The following is a 26,676-nucleotide window of genomic DNA, read 5'->3' as shown; positions in this document are numbered from 1 at the left end:
GGTTGGCGCACTGGTCGAGCGCAAACACAGCGTCTTCTCGATGCGTTTACGGCTGGCTTTCGGTGGACTTGATACGGAGTATCCCGCAGTCGCTATCATGTGCGGTTTGGCGTCGCGGCAGCCGTATTCAGCCGTGCGGCCGCGGCCATTCCTTTCCAACGGTAACGATGTTCGACTCCTTTGCGCGCGTTTCGGGCTGGCAACAGCTCTATCATCTGTGGGAGCTGATCGTCATGCTCTGCAAATTTCTTTGGGGCTTGTTGCGTTTTCTCGGCGGAGGCGGCTAGGCATGCGCCGTTCCGCTGGGTTTTACGCCGACGCGCGGCGGGAGCCTTTTTCCGGGAGCGGCTTCGCCGCGCTGCTGCTCGCGCTGTTGCTCACATTGCTGCCGAGAAAAGCACGCAGGTCAGGCAACACCCGCTCAGGCGCTTCTTCCATTGGAATGTGTCCAAGACCCGGATACATGACCGACTTCGCGCCCGGAATGCGCCGGGCGAATTCGGCGGCGTGCGCAGTGGGAATCCAGCGGTCCTTCGCGCCCCACAATACGAGCGTAGGAACCGTGAGCGTAGTCAGCACATTCGTATCGAGTTTCGCGAAATCGAGCGTCGGCACCATCTTGCCGATCGCGGCGCGCGTGCCTTCACCGTGAAAAAATTCGACGTAGCGCCGCAGCGTGACGGCGTCGATCTTGCGCGGATCGCCATACACGTTGCGCACCGCGCTTCTGATAATTATCTCCGGCAGCCATCGCGGCGAACTCGCGCGCACCAGCGCGCTATTGAAAAGACCGATGTAGATGGGTAGCTTCATCGGGAAGCCTGCCGAGTCGATCAGCACCAGCCGCTCGACCGCCTCGCGATGCCGCACGGCGTAGTCCCACGAAATGAGCCCGCCGAGCGAATTGCCGATAAATATCGCGCGTGAGACGCCGAGCGCCTGCAGGAAAGTGTCGATGAAACGCCGGTAGGTCGGCAGATTCATCGTTTCGATGGCGCCTGTGCTGGAGCGCAGCGGTCCTGTCACGCCAAACGGCGGCAGGTCGAGACGAATCACGCGGTAGGCGTGCTTGAGTTCATCGGCGATACGGTTCCAGGTGTGCAGCGAAGACGCGAAACCATGAACCATCACGATTATGTCGCCGCTGCCTTCGTCGACGTAATGGACGTCCGCGCCCATGATCCGGACGAAGTTCGAGCTGCTTTGCGTGTAGCGCCGCCGCAATTCGTCGCGCGGCACACTCGTGAGGCCGAGACGAGCGGCGAGCGAGCGCGGCGGCAGCTCGGTGGCGTTCAATGCCATGGTAGATGCCGAGCCAGATGCCGCGCCAGGTGCCGACGAGCCCGACGACTGAGGTTCGATGCCTGCCATGTTTTGCGTCTCCCTTTTTTGTTTGAATCGGAACTGCAAGCGGACATAAAGCCGACCCCAGCCGCCACTGCATCAAGGCAAGAAGCGATAGTCCCGCGGCCGCACGCGCCGCGTCCGTTTGCGAAAGCTGAACGTGAAACCCGGCCACAGCGCGGTCACCTTGCCGCTTTGCGTCTGATACCAGCTATGGCAGCCGCTCGACCACACGCAGCGCCGCATATTCTTCTGCAGGCGCGCGTTGTAGTCGCGTTGCACGTCGGGGCGCAGATCCATCGCGCGTACGTTGCGCTCGCGTAGCACGCGCAGGCAATCGCCGATGTACTGCACTTGCGACTCGATCATGTAGATCATCGAGTTGTGGCCGAGAAAGGTGTTCGGACCGGCGATCATGAAGAAGTTGGGAAAGTCTGCGATGCTCGTGCCGAGATACGCTTCAGGACCGTCGCGCAGCCACAGCGCACGGAGATCCGCACCGCCGATGCCGGTCACCTCGAACGGCGCGCCGAAACCGTTGAACTGAAAGCCGGTGCCGCAAATGATCGCATCCACAGGGTGATGTACGCCGTCTTGCGTCACGATGCCGTCCGCGACGACTTCGCGGATGCCCGTTGTAAGCACGTTCACGTTGGGTTTGACCAGCGCGCGATAGTAGTTGCTCGACAGCAGCACTCGCTTGCAGCCCAGGCGGTAGTTCGGCGTGAGTTTCGCGCGCAGTTCCGGGTCATTCACGCGCCGTTCGAGGTAGCTGAGGCACAGCTTCATCGGGCGCTTCATCAGTTGAGGATGCCTCACGAAAGCGATGGCCTGCGATTCGAGCTTCCAGTAGATCGCGCTGCGCACAACTCGCTGCGTGAACGGCACATGCTCGAAGAGCCAGCGCGCGCGTTCGCTAATGCGCTTATCGGGCTTCGGCATGATCCATGGCGCGGTGCGCTGGAACAAATCGAGTTGCGCGACGCGCGGCTGGATTTCCGGCACGAACTGGATCGCGCTCGCGCCGGTGCCGATCACCGCGACGCGTTTTCCTTCGAGCGGATACGCGTGGTCCCAGCGTGCGGAATGAAACAGCTTGCCTTTGAAACTGTCGAGCCCCGGGATTCGCGGCATGGAAGGGCGCGATAGTCCACCGCTCGCTCCGATCAGCACATCCGCCTCGATGTTCTCGCGCATGCCGTCGGCATCGAGTTCGATGTGCCACACGTGACGCGCTTCATCGAAACGCGCGGCCACTACGCGTGTATTGCAACGCACGTAACGGTCTACGCCGTACTTGCGCGCGCAGTGCTTGAGGTAGGCGAGAATTTCCGCCTGGCCGCTGAAAGCGCGCGACCACGCCGGGTTCGGTTCGAAAGAAAACGAATACAGGTGCGAAGGCACGTCGCACCCAGCGCCTGGATAGGTGTTGTCGCGCCAGGTGCCGCCCATGTCGGCGGCGGCCTCGTAGAGAGTGAACGACGTGATGCCCATTTTTTGCAGGCGCACGGCCATGCCGATGCCGGCGAAGCCGCTCCCCACGATTGCAATGCGCGGCGTGGCAGCGTGTGTGGATTGGGCGGGTGAAGCGGGCGTCACAGCAGTCTCCGGCAGGGAAGTTCGGGCCGTGTGGGCGTTCACGAAACGCGGCGTGGCCGCGAACGGGCGGCCACTCGAACGTAACGCGCAGGGTAGACAACTGTACACCTCGCGTCAAGATCGTTTAGAGTATGTCTATTAAACGCGCGTCCTGCGCGGTGATTCAAAGCCCATCGTCAAAGCCCATCACAAAGGCCATGAAATCCGTATTCGAAGCGGCGCTGGATGCCGAGCGCGACACCACGGCCACTCAGGAATTGCCTGCGGGCAAGCGCAAGCTGATCGAAGCCGCGTTGCGGTTGACCGCGGGCGGGCGCGGCTTCGCGAGCCTCGGTTTGCGCGAACTCGCGCGAGAGGCGGGGCTGAACCCGAACACGTTCTATCGTCATTTCGACACGCTCGACGATCTCGCGCGCGAAGCCGTCGAATCGATAAGCCGCCGTTTGCGGCCGATGCTGCGCCGCGAGCGCTGGCTTGCCGCGCACGACGAACCGCACAGCGTGCCACGGCGCGCGTGCGTCGCGTTCTTCACCTTCGCGTTGGAGAACCGCGAGGCGTTTCTCAGCGCTTTAGCCGAGTATCACGGCACGACGCCTGCGCTGCGTGAAGCCGTGCGCGCGACGCTTCACTCGGTGTCGGCGGAAATGGCGGACGACGTCGTGCAATTGCAACTGATGCCGGCACTCCCGCGCGATGTCGTCGACGAAGTGTGCACGCAGATCGTGCTGCAACTGTTTCATCTGTCAGCGGAGTTTATCGGCGCAGATGCGGACGCCGACGCCGATGCCAACGCCGCCCGCCGCGATGCGCTCGTGAGTTATGCGGAGCGCTTTGTCGTGCGGCTATTTGCCGGCTCGGTGCTGCTTGCGCAGCATGTGGAAGAGCGGGCGGCCGTATCGAGGCGTGCGTGATTGTTCGAGTGTGCAGATAAAAAACAGGCTCCATGAAAGGAGCCTGTTTTGCATCGTATGGATAGGTGGGCCGCGGTCCGAGCAGAGCGGCGGGCGAGGGTTAGGTGTTGTCGCTCCAGCCGCCGGAATCGTCGCTGCTGCCCATGTCAATGCCGCCGCCGCTGTTATCGTTCCAGTCGTTCGAGCCCTGGCCGAAGTCGAGGCCGCCGCCATTGTCGCCGTTGCTGCCGTCGTTGCCGCGCCGGCGCGTTTCATCGTCGACGATCACATCACGCTCTACCACGCGTTCACGTCCGGAGTTCAGCGCTTCTCCAAGCAGAACGCCAGTGAGCAACCCACCCATGCCGCCGCCGAAACCGCCGCCTTGCTGCACGATAACGGGCGGTTGCTGCTGCTGATAGGGACCTTGCTGTTGATAGGGCGGCTGCGACGGATACGGCCCTTGCTGCGGATTGCCAAAACGCTCGGCTTCGCGTGCGTACGGCGACTGCCCGCTGCCAGCCGCGGCGGCCGCATTCGGATCGGGACGGCCATCGGCTCGCGCGCGCAAGCTGCCGATGCGCTGCTCCAGTTCGTCGAGCTGATACGGCGGCACGGGGTTCTTGCTGTTGGATAGAGCTTCAACGAGCGTTCGCAACTGGTCCTCCGTTGCTTCGACTTCTTTCTCCAATGCTTCGTGCCCCGGCGCGGTGGAAAGCTTCACGTCGAGCTTGAGCGAGCGGACCGAGTTAAGCAGCTCGGTCGCGCGCTTGAGTTGCACGCGACGGTCGTCGTCCGTGCGCGTATCGTCTTGGGTGCGCGCACGGCGCAAGGTCCAACGCAGCACCAGCGCAATCACGCCGACGAGGATCAGGATGCCGACCCACATGCCGATGCCCGGACCGTGGCGCTCAGGCGCTTGCTGCACGGCTGGCGCGTTCTGCTGGCCGAACGGATTGGTCGTGCGGTTCGTCAAGGTGCCGATGCCGGTTCCACCGCCGTTGCCGCTCGTGTTGGCGGTGCGTTCGGCGTCGTGGCGAATGCGTGCCTCGACTTGCGCGAAGCGCGTCGGGTCGGTGAAACGGATCTGCGGATCGAGCGTCTTGGCCTGCTGGACTTGCGCGAGCGCGTCGCCGTAACGGCCTTCGCGGTCGAGCACCTGGCTGTAGAGGTAATGCGCATGTGCGTTATTCGGATGCGCCTTCAGCACTTCGGACAGGCCGGCATCGGCCTGCTGCCAGTTGCCTTGCGACATTGCCGATTCGATTTGCTGAACCGTGGGCACGGCAAACGCTGCCGTAGATACGAGCATCAGCGAAACGAACGCGCTTGCGATAACTTTATTCATTTGCAGACCGGGCGCCACGCGCCCGTCTCCTTCAGTCGATTGCGGGGGCCGGCTAACCGGCGACCGGCTGTCCAGCGACCCTAACTGCGGAATGCTCCGAAACTTGCAAACAGCCGGCCACTACCACGCACTTCTACGCAATTACTGAGCCGGCGAGTTGATCTGCTTTTTCAGCGCTTCCAGACGGTCTTCCACCGACGGGCCGCGGTTCAGGTCTGCCAGCTTGTCGTCGAGCGCCTTGCCGCTTTTGACATCGGCGGAATTCAGACGTGCGTCCGAACGGGCATTCGACAGCGCGACCTTGTCTTCGAGCTTCTGAAAATCCTCGGACAGGTTTTTTCCGCCGATGCCGCCCAACGCCGTTGCAGCGACGTCTTTCGCTTCGGCAATCTGTTGCTTGGCTTGCAGGATGTTCGAGCGCGCGTTCAGATCGTTGCGGCGGCTGCGCATGTCCTCGATCTGGCTCTTCAGTTGAGCGACCGACGGCTCCAGCGTAGAGAGTTCCTTGGTCAGCGCATCGCGTTCGGCCTCGGCGGTGGCTTGCGCGCCGAGCGCTTCGCGAGCCAGCGCTTCGTCGCCGGATTGCAGCGCGCGCTTCGCGCCGTCTTCGTACTTCTTCGCCTTGTCGGCGGCAACATCGCGCTTGCTTTGCTGTGTGGCCACTTGCGCCTGGATCTCGATCAGCGAATTCTCGGCGCGGCCGATGCTCTCGTCGAGTTCGCGCACGATCTGGCGCGAGTCGCGTGACGGGTCTTGCACAGAGTCCGCCGCGTCGTTCAGGAGACCTTTTAGCGTGCGCGAAATGCTGTCAAAAAGCGACATGAAAACCTCCGAAGAATGGTGTCGGCGCTGAATATTCCTGCGCACTCAACTGCTTGTCACTGCTACTTTACGCCGCCGCGCGAGAAGCTGCGCAGCGTTCGGACCGGAGGTCGGGGCTTGCTCGCCGATTGCAATAGCGCAAGAGCAAATTGTCCGTTTCACCTGCACATGTATCGCGTGATGAAGCGAACGCCTTTCGGCGAAGAGCGCGCGCATCGGTCCCTCAGCAGCCCGCGGATATTACACCACGGGCTCTCTTAAAATGGGCTTAAAGGGCGCGATGAGCGAGCGGCTCAGTTTGCATGCGCTGAGTGTCGCCAACGTGAAGGGCGCACGTGTCGCTTATGGGGGAAAGCGAGTCAGAATGCGCAGGCGACCGCTTGCAAACTGGTTACATCGGCGTCGCACGTTTCATTGCTGCGCGCTATCGGTTTGGTTACGCGAAACGGCTGCCTTCGGGGCCGAGATCGCTTTGCGGATCGTCTTCATCGTGCACAGGGTCGAGACGAGGGCGCTTCAACACGCTCTTCACGTGAGTCTGCACCGTCACGGCGGCGGGCAGCAGATTCTCACTCGCGGCAGCGCGGGCCGCCGCCATTCTCGCGACAGCCTGGGCGGTTGCCACGGCGTCTTCGTCGACTTCGGTGGTAAGCGCCGCCAGCACATCGGCAGGCAGCAGCGGGACAGGTTCAGACGCGGGCGGCACACTTTCAACAGGAGTCGTAGCGGCCGACGCGGTCAACCTGCCGCCGGCAATACCCGCCCCAGTCGCATCTGAACCGGCCCGAATGCCCACGCGCGTTTGCAAGGCGGGCGGCAGCGCCGCGCGCGCAAGTGCCGCGTCGTGCGCAACGCGCTGCAGCGCCGCGTCGAGTGCGTCAGGCGCGCGTGGCACATTGAGCCGATCGACGATACTCGCCGCTTTCACCTGCTCGCTGGTCGCGCTGAAACTCAGCACCGCGCGCCGCATGAGTTCGCTGACGCTGATGCGAAGCTCGTCCGCAGTAGCAGCGATCGCGCGTTTCTGCGCGGGCGTGACGAATACGACGATGCGTTCGCTGGGCTTTGTCATGATCGGCTCGCATACTTGTTGGCATGGCGCCTGGCGGCGCGCATCGGCGCGCATCGGCATGCGCGGAGTCCATCATATGACGAGTTGCGCCGATCGCAAACGGGCGCGTCGTGAAAATGCCGTGACATCAACGAGTTGTCGCGCTTTTTGGGGTCTTGTCCACAGGCCTTTCAACAAAAACTGGGGATAACTTCGCGCAACGTGCGCAAGCGCCCCGTAAGCCTGCCGAATCTACCCGTGGTCTGCCGCCGAGCCTCGATTCGAAGGGAATTCTTACAAAAAAACTCCGTTGAGCGCGGCTTGATTTCTTTAAAATGCGCTGTTACGTTGCGCCGGACACTGTCCCGGGTGCGCCGTGGCGACTCGCCGGGGCACAGAGTCGCACGGCGGTCTGCGCCCAGACTACGCCGCTCACGATTCATGCGCGCCTAACGCGCGAGAACAAGGCGTTGAGTTACGCGCCCACTATTCCAGTCATGCCAATCATCAAACGACCGCATTCCTCGCAATCTCCGGCCGGTCAAGACCGGGACTCCTACCACCGCACGCAGGGACGCAACACCGCTTCGCGCGACGCCGGCGAGGGCGGCCGCTCGATCGGCGCGACGATCGCGATCTGGTTCGCAAGCTTCGCCGCGATCGTCGCCGTGGTGGGCGCGCTGATTGTCGGCTATGCACTTGTCGTGATGGGGCCGCAACTGCCTTCGCTCGACGCGCTGACCGACTATCGTCCGAAAGTGCCGCTGCGTGTCTATACGGCCGACCATGTGCTGATCGGCGAATTCGGCGAGGAGCGGCGCAGTCTCGTGCGCTTCCAGGACATTCCCGACCAGATGAAGAAAGCGGTGCTCGCGATCGAAGACTATCGCTTCTACGAGCACGGCGGCGTCGACTTCCTCGGCATTCTGCGCGCCGGCTTTGCCGACCTCGCGCACGGCGGCGCGTCGCAGGGCGCGAGCACGATTACGATGCAGGTCGCACGCAACTTCTTTCTGTCGAGCGAGAAAACCTATACGCGCAAGATCTACGAAATGCTGCTCGCGTACAAGATCGAGCGCGCGTTGACGAAGGACCAGATTCTCGAGCTGTACATGAACCAGATCTATCTGGGCGAGCGCGCTTACGGCTTTGCCGCGGCAGCGCGCGTGTACTTCGGCAAGGATCTGAAAGACATCACGCTCGCGCAGGCCGCGATGCTCGCGGGTTTGCCGAAAGCGCCGTCGGCGTATAACCCGGTAGTGAATCCGAAGCGCGCAAAAATTCGTCAGGAATACATTCTCAGGCGAATGCTGGAGTTGCGCTACATCAGCCAGGAGCAGTACGCCCAGGCGGTGAAGGAAGAGATCCACACACGTAATCCCGGCAACGAATACAGCGTGCACGCCGAGTACATTGCCGAAATGGTTCGCCAGATGATGTATGCGCAGTACAAGGACGAAACCTACACGCGCGGCCTGAATGTCACGACCACCATCGATTCCGCGGACCAGGACGCCGCGTATCGCGCGGTGCGCAAGGGCGTGATGGACTACGAGCGGCGTCACGGTTATCGCGGGCCGGAAGGTTTCGTGCAACTGCCCGCGCCTGGCGACGACCGCGATCAGACTATCGACGACGCGCTCACCGATCATCCCGATAACGGCGAGATCATCGCCGCGGTCGTCACGGACGCGAGTCCGAAGCAGGTGAAGGCGCAGCTGGTCGACGGCACGCAGGTGACCATCGGCGGTGAAGGCTTGCGTTTTGCCGCCAGTGCGTTGAGCGCACGCGGCGCGGCGGCGACGAAGATCAAGCCGGGCTCGATCGTGCGCGTGATGAGCGACGACAAAGGCAACTGGCAGATCACGCAGCTTCCGCAAGTGGAAGGCGCGCTCGTATCGCTCACGCCGCAGGACGGGGCGATCCGCGCGCTCGTCGGCGGCTTCGACTTCAACAAGAACAAGTTCAATCACATCACGCAAGCCTGGCGTCAGCCGGGTTCGAGCTTCAAGCCCTTCATTTATTCGGCGGCGCTCGACAAGGGGCTCGGACCGGCCACGATCATCAACGACGCGCCGCTGTACTTCCCGTCGAGCACGCCTGGCGGCGACGCATGGGAGCCGAAGGACGACGACCAGCCCGACGGGCCGATGCCGTTGCGCCTCGCGTTGCAGAAGTCGAAGAACCTGGTGTCGATCCGGATTCTGTCGTATATCGGCACGAAGTACGCGCAAGACTTCGTTACGCAGCGCTTCGGTTTCGACGCCGACAAGACTCCGCCGTACCTGCCGATGGCGCTCGGCGCGGGGCTCGTCACGCCGTTGCAGTCGGCGGGTGCGTATTCGGTGTTCGCGAACGGCGGCTACCGCATCAACCCGTATCTGATCAACGAAGTGACGGACGCGCGCGGCGAGCCGCTGTCGAAAGCGCAGCCGCTGACCGCAGGTCGCGACGCCCCGCGCACGCTCGAGCCGCGTAACGCGTACATCATGAACAGCCTGCTGCATTCGGTCGCTACGGCGGGCACTGGCGCGGGCACCAACGCGCTGCATCGGTCGGACCTGCAGGGCAAGACCGGAACGACCAACGACGCGAAAGACGGCTGGTTCGCCGGCTATCAACAATCGCTCGTCGCGGTCGCGTGGATGGGTTACGACCAGCCGAAGACGCTCGGCAGCCGCGAATTCGGCGCGCAACTCGCGCTGCCGATCTGGGTCGAGTACATGCAGCGCGCGTTGCGCGGTGTGCCGCAGAGCGAGCCGGCGCAGCCGGAAGGCGTGACTTCCGTCGACGGCGAATTGTTCTATTCGGACATGACGCCGGGCAACGGTTTTGTCGCCAGCATCGGTCTCGATTCGGCGAATCCGACGGCGGGTGTGAACGATGCGATCGGTGGAGTCGGGCCCGCGGGCATGACGCCGCCGGCGGTGCCGCCGCCGAGCGTGTCGTCCAATGAGAAGAAGCAGATCATGGATCTGTTCGAATCGAACAAGCCTTGATCGGGATAGCGCGTGCGGGTCGATCGGCCGCGCGCGCAACATGACCGAAGGGCGGAAGACGCGGGGCCGGGGTTAGCGCAAGAGCGGCGCTGCGATCTCGTGCCGATGCGGGCGCGAGGCGCACTGGTGTAAGCGCACTGTCAAACGCCGAAGTGCGCACGAAAGCGGGTGCTGGCAGCGGTGACAAAGTGCGGGCTTAACGCTTTCTGGCTGCGCTCCGCTGGTGGTCATCCTGCGCGATTTTGTTTGCGGGATACACGCTGTGTTTTAATCACGCCTGCAATGCTCGATCGGGGTCCATTAGCAGGTTGGTTTCGTTAGCTGTTTCCATCTCGAGCATTGCTGCGTCTTGCGGCGAGCAAGCCCTCACCATCCCACAAGCGCGCCCGGACCGGCCGGATCCGCGCACATGCCACGTTGAGCGCTAGCGGCGCAAAAGCCGCAGCAGCCGACGTGTTTGCTTTCCAGCATCCACCGGGTTCCCGCATTGAAAAGTCGAATTCTCATCTGTCTGATGACGGGGCTGCTGCGCGCCTTCGCTTTATTGCCATATGGGCTCGTCGCGCGGTTCGGCAACGGCATTGGCGCTCTGCTGTACCGGATTCCGAGCACGCGCCGGCGGGTGGTCCACACCAACCTCAAATTGTGTTTCCCTGACATGAGCGACGTGGCGCGCGAACGTCTTGCGCGCGCGCATTTCTGCCATGTGATCCGCAGTTATGTCGAGCGTGGGCCGCAATGGTTCGGCAATGCGCAAGCGCTGGCACGTCTCGTCGAGGTAGAGAGCGCAATTGATCTCGCCGATGTTCGGGCTCAACCGACGATCTTCGTCGGCTTCCACTTCGTCGGCATCGAGGCCGGCTGCATGATGTATTCGACGCGGCATCCGGTGGCGTCGCTTTATACGCCGATGTCCAACCTGTTGCTCGACGCGATGGCGAGGCGCCAGCGCGGGCGCTTCGGCACCGAGATGATTCCGCGTAGCGACAGTGTGCGGCGCGCGTTGCGCGCCTTGCGCGACGGCACGCCGGTGATGCTCGCGGCGGACATGGACTTCGGTTTGCGCGATTCGGTGTTCGTGCCGTTTTTTGGCGTACCGGCCTGCACGCTCACCTCGGTCTCGCGGATGGCGCGCGCGGCGAACGCCCGGGTCGTGCCGTTCGTGACGGAGGTGCTGCCGGGCTATCGCGGCTACAAGCTGAGTATTTTCGAGCCGCTAGCCGACTTTCCGTCGAACGACGTAACGGTGGATGCACGACGGATCACCGAGTTTCTCGAGACGCAGGTGCGACGGATTCCTGATCAATATTATTGGGTGCATAAGCGCTTCAAGAACCGGCCGGAAGGGGAGGCGGGAGTTTATTGACGCAACGCGCGTGCTTATTCGCTTTCGTTGCACGGGCAGTGGCGGCAAACGCGTCTCAAGGGGAAACACTTGCGCGTTCAAGCACTTGTCTGTTGTGTCCTCGGGTTATCAACAAGGCTGTGAACAGTTTCTGTGGATAAGCCGCAGCGGCATATGCAAGTGATGACGTCGCATGTGTCAAGCGGCGGCGCTGCGCGAAACTTGGGAACGAGATCGCACGTGCATGGCAATTCGGCCCGCCTCGCGCGGGCTTTTCTTTGCACCGTTGAACCACCCCTTCCCGCGAGGTCAATCCTTCTGGCGCGACGCGCGCAGTGCCACATGTCAATCTGAATTTTCCGCATGCTTGTTCGCGTCATTCCTGCAGGAATGACGGGTTGGTCTGATACCCGGATCACGCCGGCCTCCTCACAATCAGGAGACACGAATCAGGCAACGGACGGTTATGGCGATGAACGACGCGTACCGCAGGGACCCGACAGCGCGGGCGAGGCAAATCGGCTTCATGGCCGCACATCTCCGCGCACCGTCAAGCTCGTCCGCTTAAGGCACGGCATGGACCCGGAACTGGTCGAGTACTACCAGCGCGAACTGTTCTACATGCGCGAACTTGCCGCCGAATTCGCACAGGCACATCCAAAGATCGCGCGCCGCCTCGGCATGCAGGCCGGCGAGATCGGGGACGTGTATGTCGAGCGGCTGATCGAGGCGTTCGCCCTGACGGCCGGGCGTTCGCAGATGCGCATCGACCGCATGACCGAGGCGTTCACGCGGCGCCTGCTCGAATGCGTGAATCCCAACTACGTGACGCTGTTACCTTCGTTGGCGGTTGCGCGATTCTTTCCCGACCCTGAGGCCACCCACAACCCGTACGGTCAGACATTGCCGCGCGGCACGCGGATCATGTCCCGAAAGGCCGTCGAAGGTCGCACCGTGTGCGAGTTCCGCTCCAGCCAGCCTGTCACGATCTGGCCGCTTGCGCTCACCCACGCACGCTGGACGGGCATTCCTCCTGACCTGTTCTCGCTGCACCGCTACGTGGACGATCCGCGGCAGGTCCGTGGCGCACTGCGCCTGCGGCTTCACACGATTAACGGCGCGAGCATCGGGAGTCTGCAGGGGCTGGACCGCTTGCCGATCTACCTGTGCGGTGAGCCACGCATGGCCTCGCACCTGTTCGAACTGATTCACACCTGCGTCGTGGGAATGGTGATGGGTGTGCCTGGCGGGTTCGATACAAAAGAAAAACTGCACGGCATGAAGCTCGCCGGCAGGCTGCCGATGGGCGTGGACTACGAGGGGCTTGAGCCGGAACAGAGCCTGTTGCGACCGGCGTCCCGGGCGCTGCATGGGCACACGCTCGTGCACGAATACTTCGCGCAGCCACAACGGTTCTGGTTTTTCGCCCTGACGGGGCTGGCGGCGGGTCTTCAGACAATCTCCGGTCCCGAGGTCGAGATCGTGCTGCTGCTCACGCGCGAGGTTGCCGCGCTCGACCAGCAGGTCGATGCATCGCACATGGCACTTTTCTGTACGCCGATCGCTAACCTGTATCCGGTCAGGACCGGAAGGCTCCACCTCGACGCTGACGCGCGCGAGCACCGGCTCGTGCCCTATGTGACGGCGCCCGACGACCATGAGGTTCATTCGCTGGAGCTTGCGAAGGGACAGGTGGACGAAGAGTCGGAGGAGATCGCTTTCCAGCCGCTCGACGTGGCGATCCCCGACGATGAGCAAGGCGATGAGCGTTACTTCACGCTGCGCCGCGAACTGGATGAACCAGCCGGCCGTGCGCGTCGTTACGGCACCCGCCAGCGCTTTATCCGCACCCACGTGTGGCTGTCGTTGCTGGACCACGACCACCGGCCGGATCAGACCGGCATCCGCTATTTGACGCTCGATGCGTGGCTCACCAACGCGGACCTGCCTTGTCTCGCGCCGTGCAACGGCGTCAATGATCTGGTGGTGAGGGGCGCGAAAGGCGTGACCAGTGCCGGATTCGTGCGTGCCCCCACGCCTCCCAGGCCCCCGCTCGCGCAGGGCGACACTGCGTGGGAACTGGTGCGTCAGTTGCATCTGGAGTTGGAGGTCTTTGACAGCAACTTCGATGAAAGGCGTCCTGGCGAAGGGCTGCGCATGATGCTGCAGCCATACCTCGGCGCGGGTGACACGGCGCTCGCGCGCCAGCTCGACAGCCTCATCGGCGCCACGGCGGAGCCGGTGTATGGCATGCACCGCCAGGCGGGCGAACTGCAGCTTGCCCGCGGCATGAAGATCACGCTGACCTTTGACGAGAGTGGCCTTGACGGCATGTCGCCGTTCACATTCGCGCTCGCGCTCGAACGCTATGTGACGCGCCATGTGTCTACGCATTCCTTTACGCAGACTGTGCTGTGCACGAAGCAGCGCGGCGCTGTTTTCACTTTTCCCACACGGGATGGCACGCGTGGCATTTTCTGATGGAGGTTCACCGATGGTTTGGAACACGCAGAGCCGCGCGCTGGACGTGACGGGCGACGCGCTGCCGCAACACTACGGGCAGCCGGTCTTTGTGGCTGCGCGCCTGCGCGGCACCGAGAAGCTTGGACGGCTCTACGACTACGAGGTGGACGTCTCGACCATCGAGGCGAACGGCCTGTACGTGTCGACCATGCACGAGGTGGTGGACGTGAACCGGCTGGTCGGCAGGAAGATGACGGTGAAGATCGCGCTTGAAGGTAGCGGCACATGGGCTTCGGGCGCCACGGGAGAAGCCGGGACAATGGGCACCGGTGCCGGCGTGCGGGAGATCACCGGTGTGATCGCTGCGGCGAAGTGCATGGGGGCGGATGACCGGCGTGTGTTCTACCGTTTCCGTCTGCGCCCGTGGCTGTGGCTCGCGACGTTGAACAGGGAAAACCGGGCGTTCATGGACATGTCCGTTGAGGAAATTTCACGCGCGGTGCTGGAGAAGTATCCATATCCGGTTGAATGGCAATTGGGCGGCCCCGGCTACGGTCGCAAGGTGTACCCGAAGCGCGACTATCAGCGGCAGTTCTGGGAATCGGACTGGGATTATCTGGACCGGCTGTGGCAGGAGTGGGGCATCACCTTCCACTTTGACGGTATCACGCTCGTGCTGCGCGACAGCGCGAGTTTCAGAAGGCACGGCCCCGCGTACCGCACGATCCGTTATCTGGACCGGAACGGCCAGCGCATCGACGAGGAGCATATTCACCGGCTTGCCATGTCGCGGGCACTGACCACCGGCAAGGTGGCGGTGATCGACTACGACTACACGCAGGCTCTGACGAAGTTCGACCGGAACATCGCTATTCATCGCGAGGCGACGTTCGACAACGCCGAGGAATACATCTGGGCCGATTACGCGCAGCCGCTTCAGGGAGCAATGGGCCTGGCGGGCGATCATAACGACGACGAATTCGAGGCAGATATCCTCGCGCGCGTGCGGGTCGATGCCTACCGCTGCAAGTCGCTGCGTATCAGGGGCGAAGGCAACCTGCGGGGGTTGACGACCGGGCGCACGTTCTTCCTCGAAGGATATCCATTCGAGCCGGTGAACGCCGAATACCTGGTGACGGGCACGAAGATCGAGATCGTGAACAACGATACGGTCACGCTGGGTGGTACGGCGACGCGCGGGTACAGATGCCAGACGAAGTTCACCGCGCAGCCGGCCAATGAGGTGTACCGCACGCCACTGAAGGCGAAGAAGCCGCGTGCTTTCGCGGAGACGGCGATCGTGTGCGGTCATGACCAGACGCGCGGGGTGTTCACCGATGCGATGGCGCGACTGAAGCTGTGGTTCACCTGGGACCGGGTGGGCGAAAAGAACGGGGACGCGACGTGCTGGGTGCCGCTGGCGCAGGCGTGGCAGGGCCTGCGTTATGGGGCGCTGTGGATTCCGCGTGTGCGCGATCACGTCTACGTGGGATACGTCAATTCGGACCCGGACCGGCCATTCGTGCTGTCGAGCTTCAACACGGACAGCAACCCGTTGCCGTGGGATCTCGTGGCGAACCAGTCGCTCTCGGGCTGGCGAAGCCAGGAACTCGCTGCGCCGTGGCGCGCGTCAAACATGGTGGTGACCGACGACACGCCCGGCAAGCTTCAGGTCCAGATGGCGAGCGATCATGCGAACTCGCGCATCGTGGCCGGCTACAACGTGCGCATCAACGGAGACAAGGGCCGTCAGGAGGCACGCGGCGAGGGCATCGAGATTGCGACCGACGCGCATGCGGTGATGCGGGCGCCGGGCATGCTGTTCACAACGGAGGCCCGTGAGGGCGCGTCGGCCCCCATGAAAGATATGACTGAGACGGTGCAACGGCTTACAGCAGCCGGTGAATTGCAAGGAAGCCTCTTGGAGCAGGCGCAATTTCACGAGGCACAGCAGTCTGGAAGCGATCAATCTGAGATCGCAGATGCGTTAAAGGCTCAAAACGATTCCATTCGTGGCGGCGCGAAGACAGCCGACAATCAGTTTCCGGAGCTGTCGGAACCGCAACTCGTACTGGCAAGTGCCGCCAGCATAGCCCTGACAGCAGAGCAGAGCACACATATCGCGAGCAACGAGCACTTGGCACTAACAACAGGCATGAGCGTTGGTATTGCGGCAGGCAGGTCACTCCTTGCTTCAGTGCGGGAGCGATTCAGCGTCTTTGTTCAGCATATGGGTATTACGTTGATCGCTGCCGCCGGGAAGATATTGGTACAAGCGAAGACCGACGGCATCAATCTGCTTGCACGAAAGGTTATCGAGATCATTAGTGAGCAGGGTTCAATTAACTTGAAAACTCCCGATGAGATCACACTAAATGCGGGCGGAACACAATTAACTCTCAATGAAAGCGGAGCATTTATACATACTAAAGGCCGGTGCCTTATTCATTGTACCGATTTCGACACTTCCAGCCCGGAAGATAAGCCTCTTAATATGCTAGGCAAACCGCATGACGAGCAGTTTACACTTGTGAATAAGGCAACGGGTGAGCCATTGTCTAACGTAAAGTACAAGATTTTTAGGGGCTCGGGCGAGGTGGTTGAAGGTGTTACGGACCTTACCGGAAAGACCGCGCGAATTATAACAAACGGCGCTGAACAATTGATCGTTCATTTGGTCCACTAATGAAATTGATATGACTGACATTCAGTCCGCTCCGACTGGCTCACTGTCACCTGCTTCCTCCCAGGACGCGGTTTCTTCCACCGCCGTTGGATCGGCTGTTTCTAATTCGCACCCTACGTCAAACGTTACGGTGCCCATTGCCGATACCGCGCTAAGTTGGGAAATCCAAAACAATGTATATGGAGACTCTTTGCCAATTATTCCGTCTGGATCTGGTGTGCAGGGCGGAAAGATATTATACCTTCTGAAAATAAAAATAACGCTCAAGCAAGTGTCGGGCGGCAATCCGGTTATTGGAAAAGCCGTGTCAATCCGGAGTAACCGTAGCGGCGATGTTGTGAGCTTAAGCTCCTCATCAAGTGCCGCTGATGGGACGATTCTAATCATGCTCAAAAGCAGGAATGCGGGTGATCTTCGCCTCTCCGTTGAAAATTCCGATATTTCCGCAGTGCCACTTGCCATTCGTTTGAAGGACGCATGGTATGAGGGTACGTTTCTTATTACCGGATACAACGTCTGCAATGAATCGGACTTTGGCGGCGATATGACTGATGCTCACGGACTGGGTGACCAACATAGATATAATTTTCTGTATGGTGCTTCCGGTGTCATCATGCAAGGGACGGGACAAGCGTTAAACGGGCGTTATGTACGGTTTGTGAGCATGTCGACAACTTGGCATTTAAACAGCCATGGACATCGCGACCATATTCAAGACCCTGCACAAGTCACGTTTGCATACACGGACAGCGTTCAAGGCGCTTTTGGATCGGTGACGGAAAATCATTCAATAGCAGTGGACAGGAATGTGATTCCGCCGCGCGCACATGTCAACATTGATGGTGTAGGAGATCGATATGCAGATGATCGCGGTAGCGCGATAGTTGGACGCCATATCGATAATTTTCTAGGAGCCGGCGCTAGTGTCGTGCAGACGTGGCTGCACGGCGGCGTAAATGGGACCCAGCGTCGCGTTAAATACATTGGATGATAATTCATGAAAAATTTAAAGAAATTTTCGATGATCTTGTTGTTGTCGGTTTCGTATGCCGTGAATTGTTTTGCTGATGGTTCGGTTAATTTTGAACAGCAAGTCCTTCCGATCATCAATCAGCGTCCTTTTTTTGCAGATTTTCTTCGCCAAACCTTTGAGTTTGATAAAGATGCAGTTGGGGTGACCATTGGGTCCAATGTAAGCAAAGAATTGGGACTGACAAGAATTGGTCCGTACCGAGTATGCGCAAAGCTCCGCGGGGTACTTCAAAGCGACCCTTGCCCAGTGCAGATCGTGGTAGATACAGATACGCATTTTTTTGACAAAAACGGAAAGGAGGTAGACGGGCCAGAAGGCGCGCAATCCGTTAGGGAGAATTTTTACGCAATCGAAGTGGACCCGCCACCGAATCAAACGCCGATGAGTAAATCTGATACTAGCGGTTCCGGGGGCAAGCGTGATTGATTTGATTCGACTCGGCGATACCACAGATCACGGTGGTGAAGTTGTCACGGCATCGAACAGGATGAGATTACGAGGGACACCGGTCGCTCGCATTGGGGATCAGGTGAGCTGTCCACAGCATCCAGATACCAGTCCAAACTTCATCGTTGAGGGAGACCAAAGCTTCAAGGATTGTGGCATTCCAGTCGCGCGCCAAGGCCACCGCACCACATGCGGATGCACCCTGATATCGACCATCAGATGACTCACGACGAGGTGATCTGATGGACCAGACATTACCCAACGTTGCGATCTCGGCAGAACTGATCGCAACCTTGCGGTCTACGCCGTGGCATTACGGTTTCTTCGCGCTGATGCGCCGCATTAACGCGGATCCCGCCATTGATCCGGTCGGCAGCGCGCTGTTGCCAGCGGCTGAGCCCTTTCGCACTGGCCAGAAACCGAGCCTGATATTCGCCCCGAGTGAGATTGCGGAAGCCAGACTGGAAAACGGCAGGCTGCATATCCGGCTCTTTGGCCTCGGCATGCTGGGCCCCAATGGTCCGCTGCCGATCCACGTCACGGAGATTGCACGCGAGCGCGAAGAACAGCGCCGGGATCCGACGCTCAGCAATTTCCTCGACATCTTCCATCACCGCTCGCTCACGCTGCTTTACCGCGCGTGGGCGTCCGCACAGTCGGTGGCGAGTCTGGACCGGCCAGATCACGACCGGTTCTCGTTTTATGTTGCCACGCTTTCCGGCTATGCGCAGCGGCGTGATCGGCCCCGACCACTGCCCGCGCACGCGCGCCTGTCGTTAGCACCGCACCTCGTTCGGGAGGGCCGAACGCCGGACGGACTGCGTGATTCCGTCGCCCATCATTTCGGCGTGCCGGTGTGTATTAGCGAATATGCCGACCACTGGATCGTGCTGCCGCCTGAACTGCACTGCAAGGCTGGCGGACAGCGCATGTCGGCCTGCCTTGGCGGCGGAGCGTTGCTGGGTGAACAGGTGCCCGACCGGCGATACCGGTTCTGCATCGTGATCGGCCCGCTGAACATCGGGACATACCACCGCTTCACGCCCCGGGGCGCTGACCTGCTGCGGCTCATCCAGTGGGTGCGGGCGTACATCGGCCGGGAATATGAGTGGGACCTGGAGTTGCAGATCAAGCCGCAATGCGCGCCGCCTGCCATGCTGGGCGATTTCTCTCAGCTTGGCTGGTCGGGCTGGCTCGGCGAGTCGCCCACAAGCGAGCCGGTCATCGGCATGCGCTTCGTACCCGAGCAGTATATGGACCAGCTGATGCGCAAGGCGGTTGAGCCGGAAACGAGGAAAGGTGGCGAATGAATAGCCTGCAGGAGCGCTTCTCATCCTATCGACCAAAAACACCAGTCGCTACCACGTATGCTTCATTCCACACCGCCGCCCATAACACTAGCCGGCTCAACGAGTTAGCCTGCTTGTCAGAAAGTTTTCAACAGCCTATTCAACATCAACTGGGGATAAGTTCGGACCGTCAATTCGGATTACCAGGTTCGGCCTCGGACCCATGCGCAGTTGCCTTTGATGCTGTCTGCGCAGTTACCCCTGAACTCCCCTGCGAATCCGCCGCCTCGACGGGCGGGTTCCCCATCGCCTGAAACAGCGCCGCCGTGTCCGTCAGGCGCGCGCTCGTGTAGCGAATATCGTCGAGCTGCGCGTTGCGGAACTGCTGCTCGCTCGTGCGCGTCGACGATACCGGTACGGCGCCAAGCCGATAGCGGCCCGAGGTTTCATCGAAGATTCCCTGAGCGGAACGCGTCGCGGTATTCGCGGCGTCCAGCGCCTGCGCGTCGTGTTCGAGCGCGGCCAGCGTGTCGGCGACATTCTGGAAGGCGGCAAGCACCGTCTGCTTGTATTGCGACACCGTGGCCTCGTAGGTGTTCATGGCCGCGCGGCGCTGTGCCACCAGCGCGCCGCCGTGAAATAACGGCTGCGACAAAGACGCGCCGATGCTCCAGATGGCGCCCGCGCCGGAGAGCGCGACGGGCCAGCTGAAGCCGCCTTGTCCCATCGATGCGCTCAACGACAGGCTCGGGTACATCTGCGCGGTCGCTACGCCGACATCGGCGGCCGCAGCTTTCAGCGCGGCGTCGGCAGCCTGAATGTCGGGCCGTGCACGCAACAGTTCGCTCGGCACCACCACAGGCACCTGCTCAGGCAGATGTAAGCCCACGAGTTCGAGATCGGCTGGCGCGGCGTCCGGTGTGCGACCGAGCAGCACGGCCAACGCGTGACGTGTGGTTTGCCACTGCTGCCTCAACCCCGGCAGGCTCGCGGACAAACTCGCCGCACTTTGTTGCGCGCTCAACTGATCGGCGTGCGACACGGCGCCCAGCGCATAGCGTCGCTGCGTGTCGCGCGCCTGATCGTCGGCAAGCGTCACGAGCCTTTCGGTGGTGTCGATCTGCGCGCGCAACGCGGCGCTCGTGATCGCGGCGCTCACGATGTTCGCGGCGAGCGCGCGCCGGGCAGCGTCCAACTGATACGCCTGCACGTTCACGCGCGCGGCCAGCGCGGCGTCGGCGAGGCGCGCGGCTCCAAACAGGTCGATCGTGTAATGCGCCTGCAATTGGCCGACGAAGATGTTGTACAGAAACGTGTTAGGGCCAATCTCAGGAATCGCGAGCGCGCGATTGCGCGTCGCCTGGCCGCCTGCGTCGATAGTGGGCAGCATCGAACTGCCGATTTGCCCGCGCAGCTGTTCGCGCGCGGCGGCGAGACTCTGCTCGGTCGCGGCGAGGGTCGGGCTATTGCGCAGCCCTTCGTCGACGAGCGCATTCAGCGCGTCCGATCGATACAGCTTCCACCATTCGGGTACCGGCTTTGCGCCGACCACGAACTGCTGCACGACGCCTTGCGCCGGGACCGTCTGCGCCGGTTGCGCCTCGCTGCCGTAGTGGACCGGCTGTGGCATCGCCGGCGGCTCGCCGTTAGGCCCGAACGAACAGGCCGCAAGCGCAAAAGCGGAGCCCGCGAGCGCAGCGCACGACGGCAGGCGCGCCACCTTCAATACACCGAAGCATCGAACGACGCAGGAATGTGCGAAGTGGATCATGCTCAATTCCCCGTATGCGCCGCGCCGGACGCGGACGGCGTTTGCGGCTCGCGCTCGTCGTTGCGTACTCTGAACGACATGGCGTAAAGAGCCGGCAGATAGAACAAGGTAAGGACGGTCGCGCTCGTGATGCCGCCCATCAGCGCGGTCGCCATCGGACCAAAGAAGTTGGAGCGCAGAAGCGGAATCAGCGCGAGGACGGCGGCTGCGGCGGTCAGCGTGATCGGACGGAAACGCCGCACCGTTGCGCCGACGATCGCATCGAAACGCTTATGCCCGGAAGCAATGTCCTGCTCGATCTGGTCGACCAGAATGACCGAGTTACGCATGATGATGCCGAACATCGCGATCACGCCGAGCATGGCGACGAACCCGAACGGCTGGCCGAACAGCAGCAGAGTGAAGACGACGCCGATCAGGCCGAGTGGCGCGGTGAGCACCACCATCAGAACGCGTGCGAAGCTCTGCAACTGAACCATCAGCAGCGTCAGCACGGCGATGATCATGATCGGCATCTGCGCATTGATCGACGTCTGGCCCTTGCCGCTTTCTTCGACAGAGCCGCCTATCTCGATGCGGTAACCGACGGGCAAGCTCGCCCGGATCGGACCGAGCGCCTTGTCGACAGCATGCGTGACGTCGATGCCTTGCGCGCCCGGCGCCACATCTGACTGCACGGTAATGGTCGGCTGCCGGTCGCGCTCCCAGATCACGCCGTATTCGAGATCGTTGCGCAAATGCCCGAGCGTGCCGAGCGGCACGGCGCCGTTCGGCGTCGGCATGGCCAGCGTGACGAGCTTCGCCGGATCCACACGCTCCGCTTTCGGCGCGCGCAAATCGACGCTGATCAGCTTGTCGCGCTCGCGATATTGGGTGACGGTATAGCCCGATAGTGTCATCGCGAGGAAGCTCGAAATGTCGTCGGAGCTCACGCCGAGTTCGCGCGCTTTCTTCTGGTCGACTTCGAAGCGCACGGAGCGCTCGGCCGGCTCGTCCCAGTCGAACTGCACATTGCGCGTGCCGCGGTCGGCGCGCAGCGTTGCGGCGACGCGTTCCGCGATCGAGCGCACGGTCGCAATGTCGTCGCCGCTCACGCGAAACTGCACCGGATAACCGACCGGCGGCCCGTTTTCGAGGCGCGACAGGCGCGTGCGGATGGCAGGGAAGTTATTGCGCAATTCGGGTTCGAGCCATTGCGCGAGTATCTCGCGGTCCTTCACGGACTTCGCGGTAATCACGAACTGCGCGAAATTCGGCTGGGTCAATTGCTGGTCGAGCGGCAGGTAAAAACGCGGCGCACCGGTGCCGACGAAATCCACCGTATGATCGATTTCAGGGCGGCCCACCAGCGCTTTCTCGAGCCGCTGCGCCTCGCGCAACGTGGCGTTGAACGAGGCGCCCTCGGGCAGCCGCACGTCGACCAGCAATTCAGGCCGGTCGGAACTCGGGAAGAACTGTTGCGGCACGAGCGTGAAACCCGCCATCGCGAGCACGAACAGCACGACGGTGATAGCGAGCACGACAAAACGCCGCTCGATACACCAGCCGATCCAGCCACGCAGACGCGAGTAGAAGCGCGTGTCGTAAATGTCGTGCTCGTGGTCGTCGGCTTCGTGCGCCGCGCGCTTGCGCTCGGGCAGCAGGTGATAACCGAGCAGCGGAATCAGCACGACGGCCGCGAGCCACGACGCAATCAACGCGATGGCGGAGACTTCGAAGATCGAGCGCGTGTACTCGCCCGTGCTCGACTTGGCCAATGCAATCGGCAGGAAGCCGGAGACGGTGACGAGCGTGCCGGTCAGCATCGGAAACGCGGTACTGGTGTACGCAAACGCCGCGGCACGCGTGCGGCTCCAGCCTTGTTCCAGTTTCACCGCCATCATTTCGACAGCGATGATCGCGTCGTCGACCAGCAAGCCGAGCGCGAGCACGAGCGTGCCGAGCGACACCTTGTGCAGTCCGATGTCGAACAGGTACATGCACAGCGCGGTGACCGCGAGCACGACCGGAATCGAGATCACCACCACCATGCCGGTGCGCACGCCGAGCGACACGAGACTCACCACGAGCACGATTGCGACGGCTTCGGCCACGGCTTCCAGAAAGTCGTCGACGGAATGCGCGACCGCGTGCGGCATGCTCGACACTTCGGTCAGTTGCAAGCCGACGGGCAGGGCCTTGCGCAGGCGGAGCATTTCCGCGTCGAGCGCCTTGCCGAGACGAATCACGTCGCCGCCCGGCTGCATCGTCACGCCGATGCCGAGCACCGCCTTGCCGCCCGCGCGCATTTGCGTGACGACCGGATCGTCGTAGCCGCGCTTGATCGTCGCGATATCGCCGAGGCGGAACGAACGGCCGTTGATGCGAATCAGCGTGTCGGCGAGCGCGGCGACGTCCTTGAACTGGCCGGTTGGGCGCACGAACACGCGGTCGTCCGTAGTGGTCAGCGTACCGGCTTGCGACACGGCGTTCTGCGAGTTGATCGCCTGGCCGAGCTGCTGGGGCGAAATGCCGAGACGCGTCAACTGCGTATTCGTTATTTCGATGTAGATGTGCTGATCGGGATCGCCGAAATAATCCACCTTGGCGACGCCGGGCACGCGCAGCAGAACGGTGCGCAACTGATCCGCGTAGTCGTGCAGTTGCGCGGGCGAAAAGCCGTCGCCTTCGAGCGTGTAGATGTTGGTGTAGACGTCGCCGAACTCGTCGTTGAAAAACGGCCCCTGGATGCCTTGCGGCAAGGTCGCCGCGATATCGCCGACTTTCTTGCGCACCTGATACCAGGTTTCGGGCACGTCCTTCACCGGCGCCGAGTCTTTCATCGTGAAGAACATCAGCGACTCGCCGGGGCGCGAGTAACTGCGCACGAAGTCTATCGCGGGCGTTTCCTGCAATTTGCGGCCGATGCTGTCCGTGACCTGTTCCTGCACCTGTCGCGCGGTCGCGCCGGGCCAGAAGGTGCGGATCACCATGACGCGGAACGTGAAGGGCGGGTCTTCGGATTGCGCGAGGCGAGTGTAGGCGAGGACGCCGAATGCGGTGGACAGCGCGATCAGGAAGACGACCAGCGCCTGATGGCGCAACGCCCACGCGGACAGGTTGAAGCGTCCTTCTTCATCATGCGTGGTGCTCATGAAGCGAAGTCCTCGGGATGCAGCGGTGCGATCGCGCGGACTTTTTCGCCGGCGCTCACGGTGTGCACGCCTTGCAGCACGACATGCTCGCCATCTTTGAGGCCCTGGCTAATGACGATTGTGCGTTCGTTATAACGCGCGACTGTGACGCGGCGCAGTTCGAGCATGCTGTCCGCGGCGCGCACGACCCACACGGCCGGCTGCGTGCCGTCGTGGAAGAGCGCTGTGGCCGGCAACACGATAAAGCCGTGCTCGCCTTGCGCGCCGCTCGCCGACGACGGCGCAGGCGCGGACAGTGCGATGTCCGCGGTCATGCCGAGGCGCACGTCGGGGCCGGGGTTGTCGAGCGTGAGTTTCGCGCGATAGGTGCGGCTTTGAGGATCGGCGGCGGGCGAGAGCTCGCGCACACGCGCCGTGAACTTGCGCCCCGGCAGCGCGCCGAGCGTGACGTTTGCCGTCTGCCCAACCGCAAGCCCGGCGAGCGCGCTTTCCGGCACGTCGCAGACCACGTCCACTTCGCCGCTCCATGCGAGGTTGTAGACCGCCTGGCCTGCCGACACATTCTGGCCCGTGTCGGCCTGCTCCGCGGTGATTACGCCCGCGTGATCGGCCACGAGGGTGGTGTATTGCAACTGGTCTTTCGATAAAGCCGCCTGCTGCGCCGCCTGATCGCGCTGCGCGGCAGCCGATGCGTACGCATTCGTGGTCTGCTCGAGCTGTGCCGGTGCGATCAGATTTTCTTTTGCCTGCGCCTGATCGCGGTCGAGCTGCTGTTTCGCGTACTTATAGCTGTGCTCGGCGGCGGCCAGTTGAGCCTGCGCGCTGGCTGCGTTCTTCTGCGCATCCGCTGGGTCGAGCCGCGCAACGATCTGGCCGTTCCTGACCACGTCGCCAAGACGCACGCGCCGCTCGACGATCTTGCCGCCGACGCGAAACGACAGCGGCGTCGAATAGCGCGCCTGCACTTCGCCGGGCAGCGACGTCACGGGCGCCGTATTGCCGTCCGCATGAACCACAACGGCTACGACCGGACGCGCCTCGGGCGCGCGCGGCTCCTTCTTCGAACATGCGTTCAACGCGACGACGCCTGCGAAAGCAAGCGCGAGCGCGGCGCGGCGTAAATGCCATGGCCGCGCGAGACGATGGGACTGCTCGCGCATCGCCGACGATGCGGGAAAACCGGGACGCTTCACAATTACCCCAACAGGAGACAGCGAACGAACACGGCAAGCCGCAGCGGCTCGCCAGCGAAGAGCGCATGCCGGTTCATGCAAATGGCATACGAATCTGACTTCCAATGATGAAGCGAATTCTAATACACACCTGTATCTGAATGTGGAGATGAATTGGAATTCTTTTAGGTGCTAGACTCTCGCCCATGAAACGGCAACGATTGACACGCGAGCAAAGCAAAGACCAGACACGTCAGCGTCTGCTCGACGCTGCGCAAGCAATTTTTATGAAGAAGGGCTTTGTCGCGGCGAGTGTCGAAGACATTGCCGGGGCGGCAGGCTATACGCGTGGCGCGTTTTATTCGAATTTCCGCAGCAAGAACGAGCTGTTTCTCGAGCTACTGCGGCGCGACCACGAAACCATGCAGGCGGGATTGCGGGCCATTTTCGAAAACGCGGCCACGCGGGAAGAGATGGAAGAGCGCGTGATGCGCTACTACAGCAACCTGCATCGTGAGAACAAATGCTTTTTGCTGTGGGTGGAGGCCAAGCTTCTTGCGGCGCGCGACGGCCGCTTCAGGCTGCGTTTCAACGCATTCCTGCACGAGAAGCTTGAACAACTGGCCGCCTATGTCCGCGAATTTTCGGCGCGGGTCGGCACGCCGATGCTATTGCCGCCCGAGATGCTGGCCATGGGCCTGATGGGTTTGTGCGACGGTGTGCAGTTCTTCTATACCGTCGATCCGCAGAATGTGCCGAGTGAAATGGCAGAAGCGGTGCTGGCAGGATTCTTTTCGCGCGTAGTGTTCGGACGCAGCGCGTGACGACGACGGGCGACCGGTCCGGCCACCCCTCGCGCCAAGGCAACGATGCCTGAATCAGTTCGTCGCGAGTTGCGTGCAGCTATCGGCGACCGGGCTCGCGCACACGAACGAATACTCGCCGCTGTAGCGCAAAACTTCCTCGCCCGCATGCAGGACGACCTGTATATCCGGACAGCGCTCATAAGCGATGAAAGCCGAGCAGGCCGCGGCGGACCAGCAGACCAAAGAAAACGCAATTTTTTCGAAAAGTTGGAAACGATGTGGCATGGCAGTTGGCTAGCGGTATAGCGATGAATTTCTTCCGGTCGCCATCTTACCAGTGACTAAGGGTTTCTACCTAGCCAAAACCCGCAATAATGCGTGAAACAGTGGTGCGCGCGCATCGGTAAAGCTGACGCGATTGTCATGTGCAGGTCAGGGTTGGGACAGGTCGGGTCGATACAATCGATTCGTTGGGCA

19 protein-coding genes are annotated in these 26,676 nt (G+C 61.9%); 10 read left to right on the top strand and 9 right to left on the bottom strand.

The genetic code is table 11. The features are described from left to right. Positions 1-309: 309 nt before the first annotated feature. A complete protein-coding gene (locus tag JMY24_RS07930) occupies positions 310-1,371 on the bottom strand; it encodes an alpha/beta fold hydrolase (protein WP_201701762.1) in 1,062 nt (353 codons plus the stop codon). A 72-nt stretch (positions 1,372-1,443) separates the two neighbouring features. Continuing rightward, entirely contained in the window at positions 1,444-2,943 is a 1,500-nt protein-coding gene (locus JMY24_RS07925; RefSeq protein WP_128595236.1) for a flavin-containing monooxygenase, read from the bottom strand. A gap of 197 nt (positions 2,944-3,140) precedes the next feature. Here JMY24_RS07925 and JMY24_RS07920 point away from each other — a divergent pair, with 197 nt between their 5' ends. Continuing rightward, the gene (locus JMY24_RS07920; RefSeq protein ID WP_201701760.1) at positions 3,141-3,854 is read left to right on the top strand and encodes a TetR family transcriptional regulator; all 714 of its coding nucleotides are present in this window, start codon (positions 3,141-3,143) and stop codon (positions 3,852-3,854) included. A 100-nt stretch (positions 3,855-3,954) separates the two neighbouring features. On the opposite strand, the gene JMY24_RS07915 is transcribed toward JMY24_RS07920, so the two are convergent. The 3 genes from JMY24_RS07915 to JMY24_RS07905 form a co-directional block, all read right to left on the bottom strand. Further along, a complete protein-coding gene (locus JMY24_RS07915; RefSeq protein ID WP_128595235.1) occupies positions 3,955-5,181 on the bottom strand; it encodes a tetratricopeptide repeat protein in 1,227 nt (408 codons plus the stop codon). 141 nt (positions 5,182-5,322) lie between these two features. Further along, positions 5,323-6,003, bottom strand: a complete 681-nt coding sequence (locus JMY24_RS07910) for a PspA/IM30 family protein (RefSeq protein WP_020070205.1) — start codon at positions 6,001-6,003, stop codon at positions 5,323-5,325. 436 nt (positions 6,004-6,439) lie between these two features. Further along, on the bottom strand, positions 6,440-7,075 hold the full coding sequence (locus JMY24_RS07905; protein ID WP_201701759.1) for a hypothetical protein: 636 nt from the start codon (positions 7,073-7,075) through the stop codon (positions 6,440-6,442). A gap of 476 nt (positions 7,076-7,551) precedes the next feature. On the opposite strand from JMY24_RS07905, the gene JMY24_RS07900 reads away from it, so the two are divergent. The 8 genes from JMY24_RS07900 to tssG all read left to right on the top strand — a co-directional run bounded on the left by JMY24_RS07900 (position 7,552) and on the right by tssG (position 19,337). Then, positions 7,552-10,053, top strand: coding sequence for a penicillin-binding protein 1A (locus JMY24_RS07900; RefSeq protein ID WP_128587590.1), 2,502 nt, complete (start codon positions 7,552-7,554; stop codon positions 10,051-10,053). 487 nt (positions 10,054-10,540) lie between these two features. Continuing rightward, a complete protein-coding gene (locus tag JMY24_RS07895) occupies positions 10,541-11,419 on the top strand; it encodes a lipid A biosynthesis lauroyl acyltransferase (RefSeq protein WP_128595234.1) in 879 nt (292 codons plus the stop codon). 555 nt (positions 11,420-11,974) lie between these two features. Next, a complete protein-coding gene (tssF, locus tag JMY24_RS07890) occupies positions 11,975-13,879 on the top strand; it encodes a type VI secretion system baseplate subunit TssF (protein WP_128595233.1) in 1,905 nt (634 codons plus the stop codon). Positions 13,880-13,892: 13 nt separating this feature from the next. Continuing rightward, positions 13,893-16,547 carry a type VI secretion system Vgr family protein gene (locus JMY24_RS07885; protein ID WP_201701757.1) on the top strand — a complete coding sequence of 885 codons (2,655 nt, stop codon included), beginning with the start codon at positions 13,893-13,895 and terminating at the stop codon, positions 16,545-16,547. A 10-nt stretch (positions 16,548-16,557) separates the two neighbouring features. Further along, complete coding sequence (locus JMY24_RS07880; protein ID WP_128595232.1) at positions 16,558-17,538, top strand: 3D domain-containing protein; 981 nt, start codon at positions 16,558-16,560, stop codon at positions 17,536-17,538. 6 nt (positions 17,539-17,544) lie between these two features. Continuing rightward, positions 17,545-18,006 (top strand): hypothetical protein, encoded by a 462-nt coding sequence (locus JMY24_RS07875; RefSeq protein ID WP_201701747.1) that lies wholly within the window; start codon positions 17,545-17,547, stop codon positions 18,004-18,006. After that, complete coding sequence (locus JMY24_RS07870; RefSeq protein WP_128595230.1) at positions 17,999-18,250, top strand: PAAR domain-containing protein; 252 nt, start codon at positions 17,999-18,001, stop codon at positions 18,248-18,250. The genes JMY24_RS07875 and JMY24_RS07870 overlap by 8 nt, the downstream gene beginning before the upstream one ends. 19 nt (positions 18,251-18,269) lie before the next feature. Beyond that, the gene (gene tssG / locus JMY24_RS07865; RefSeq protein WP_128595229.1) at positions 18,270-19,337 is read left to right on the top strand and encodes a type VI secretion system baseplate subunit TssG; all 1,068 of its coding nucleotides are present in this window, start codon (positions 18,270-18,272) and stop codon (positions 19,335-19,337) included. Between the two features lie 169 nt (positions 19,338-19,506). Here the strand turns inward: tssG and JMY24_RS07860 are convergent, their stop codons facing one another. Genes JMY24_RS07860 through JMY24_RS07850 form a run of 3 tightly spaced genes read right to left on the bottom strand, consistent with a single transcriptional unit; the run spans position 19,507 to position 25,381 of the window. Next, on the bottom strand, positions 19,507-21,087 hold the full coding sequence (locus JMY24_RS07860) for an efflux transporter outer membrane subunit (protein ID WP_236597347.1): 1,581 nt from the start codon (positions 21,085-21,087) through the stop codon (positions 19,507-19,509). A 2-nt stretch (positions 21,088-21,089) separates the two neighbouring features. Further along, complete coding sequence (locus JMY24_RS07855) at positions 21,090-24,221, bottom strand: efflux RND transporter permease subunit (RefSeq protein ID WP_128595228.1); 3,132 nt, start codon at positions 24,219-24,221, stop codon at positions 21,090-21,092. Further along, positions 24,218-25,381, bottom strand: a complete 1,164-nt coding sequence (locus JMY24_RS07850; protein ID WP_201701940.1) for an efflux RND transporter periplasmic adaptor subunit — start codon at positions 25,379-25,381, stop codon at positions 24,218-24,220. The genes JMY24_RS07855 and JMY24_RS07850 overlap by 4 nt, the downstream gene beginning before the upstream one ends. Positions 25,382-25,599: 218 nt before the next feature. On the opposite strand from JMY24_RS07850, the gene JMY24_RS07845 reads away from it, so the two are divergent. Continuing rightward, complete coding sequence (locus tag JMY24_RS07845) at positions 25,600-26,217, top strand: TetR/AcrR family transcriptional regulator (RefSeq protein ID WP_128595226.1); 618 nt, start codon at positions 25,600-25,602, stop codon at positions 26,215-26,217. Positions 26,218-26,271: 54 nt separating this feature from the next. Here JMY24_RS07845 and JMY24_RS38295 read toward each other — a convergent pair whose 3' ends face one another. After that, positions 26,272-26,484 carry a hypothetical protein gene (locus JMY24_RS38295; protein WP_128595225.1) on the bottom strand — a complete coding sequence of 71 codons (213 nt, stop codon included), beginning with the start codon at positions 26,482-26,484 and terminating at the stop codon, positions 26,272-26,274. Positions 26,485-26,676 lie beyond the last annotated feature (192 nt).

The sequence above is a fragment of the Paraburkholderia kirstenboschensis genome, assembly GCF_904848585.1.
Lineage (GTDB): Bacteria > Pseudomonadota > Gammaproteobacteria > Burkholderiales > Burkholderiaceae > Paraburkholderia > Paraburkholderia kirstenboschensis.
This window is presented reverse-complemented; position numbering and strand designations above follow the sequence as displayed.

Coding starts and splice junctions, on each gene's coding strand:
- JMY24_RS07915 (WP_128595235.1), bottom strand. CDS start 5,181: ATGAATAAAGTTATCGCAAGCGCGTTCGTTTCGCTGATGCTCGTATCT.
- JMY24_RS07855 (WP_128595228.1), bottom strand. CDS start 24,221: ATGAGCACCACGCATGATGAAGAAGGACGCTTCAACCTGTCCGCGTGG.
- JMY24_RS07845 (WP_128595226.1), top strand. CDS start 25,600: ATGAAACGGCAACGATTGACACGCGAGCAAAGCAAAGACCAGACACGT.
- JMY24_RS07920 (WP_201701760.1), top strand. CDS start 3,141: ATGAAATCCGTATTCGAAGCGGCGCTGGATGCCGAGCGCGACACCACG.
- JMY24_RS38295 (WP_128595225.1), bottom strand. CDS start 26,484: ATGCCACATCGTTTCCAACTTTTCGAAAAAATTGCGTTTTCTTTGGTC.
- JMY24_RS07905 (WP_201701759.1), bottom strand. CDS start 7,075: ATGACAAAGCCCAGCGAACGCATCGTCGTATTCGTCACGCCCGCGCAG.
- JMY24_RS07910 (WP_020070205.1), bottom strand. CDS start 6,003: ATGTCGCTTTTTGACAGCATTTCGCGCACGCTAAAAGGTCTCCTGAAC.
- JMY24_RS07900 (WP_128587590.1), top strand. CDS start 7,552: ATGCCAATCATCAAACGACCGCATTCCTCGCAATCTCCGGCCGGTCAA.
- JMY24_RS07850 (WP_201701940.1), bottom strand. CDS start 25,381: ATGCGCGAGCAGTCCCATCGTCTCGCGCGGCCATGGCATTTACGCCGC.
- JMY24_RS07930 (WP_201701762.1), bottom strand. CDS start 1,371: ATGGCAGGCATCGAACCTCAGTCGTCGGGCTCGTCGGCACCTGGCGCG.
- JMY24_RS07875 (WP_201701747.1), top strand. CDS start 17,545: ATGAAAAATTTAAAGAAATTTTCGATGATCTTGTTGTTGTCGGTTTCG.
- tssF (WP_128595233.1), top strand. CDS start 11,975: ATGGACCCGGAACTGGTCGAGTACTACCAGCGCGAACTGTTCTACATG.
- JMY24_RS07885 (WP_201701757.1), top strand. CDS start 13,893: ATGGTTTGGAACACGCAGAGCCGCGCGCTGGACGTGACGGGCGACGCG.
- JMY24_RS07880 (WP_128595232.1), top strand. CDS start 16,558: ATGACTGACATTCAGTCCGCTCCGACTGGCTCACTGTCACCTGCTTCC.
- JMY24_RS07860 (WP_236597347.1), bottom strand. CDS start 21,087: ATGATCCACTTCGCACATTCCTGCGTCGTTCGATGCTTCGGTGTATTG.
- tssG (WP_128595229.1), top strand. CDS start 18,270: ATGGACCAGACATTACCCAACGTTGCGATCTCGGCAGAACTGATCGCA.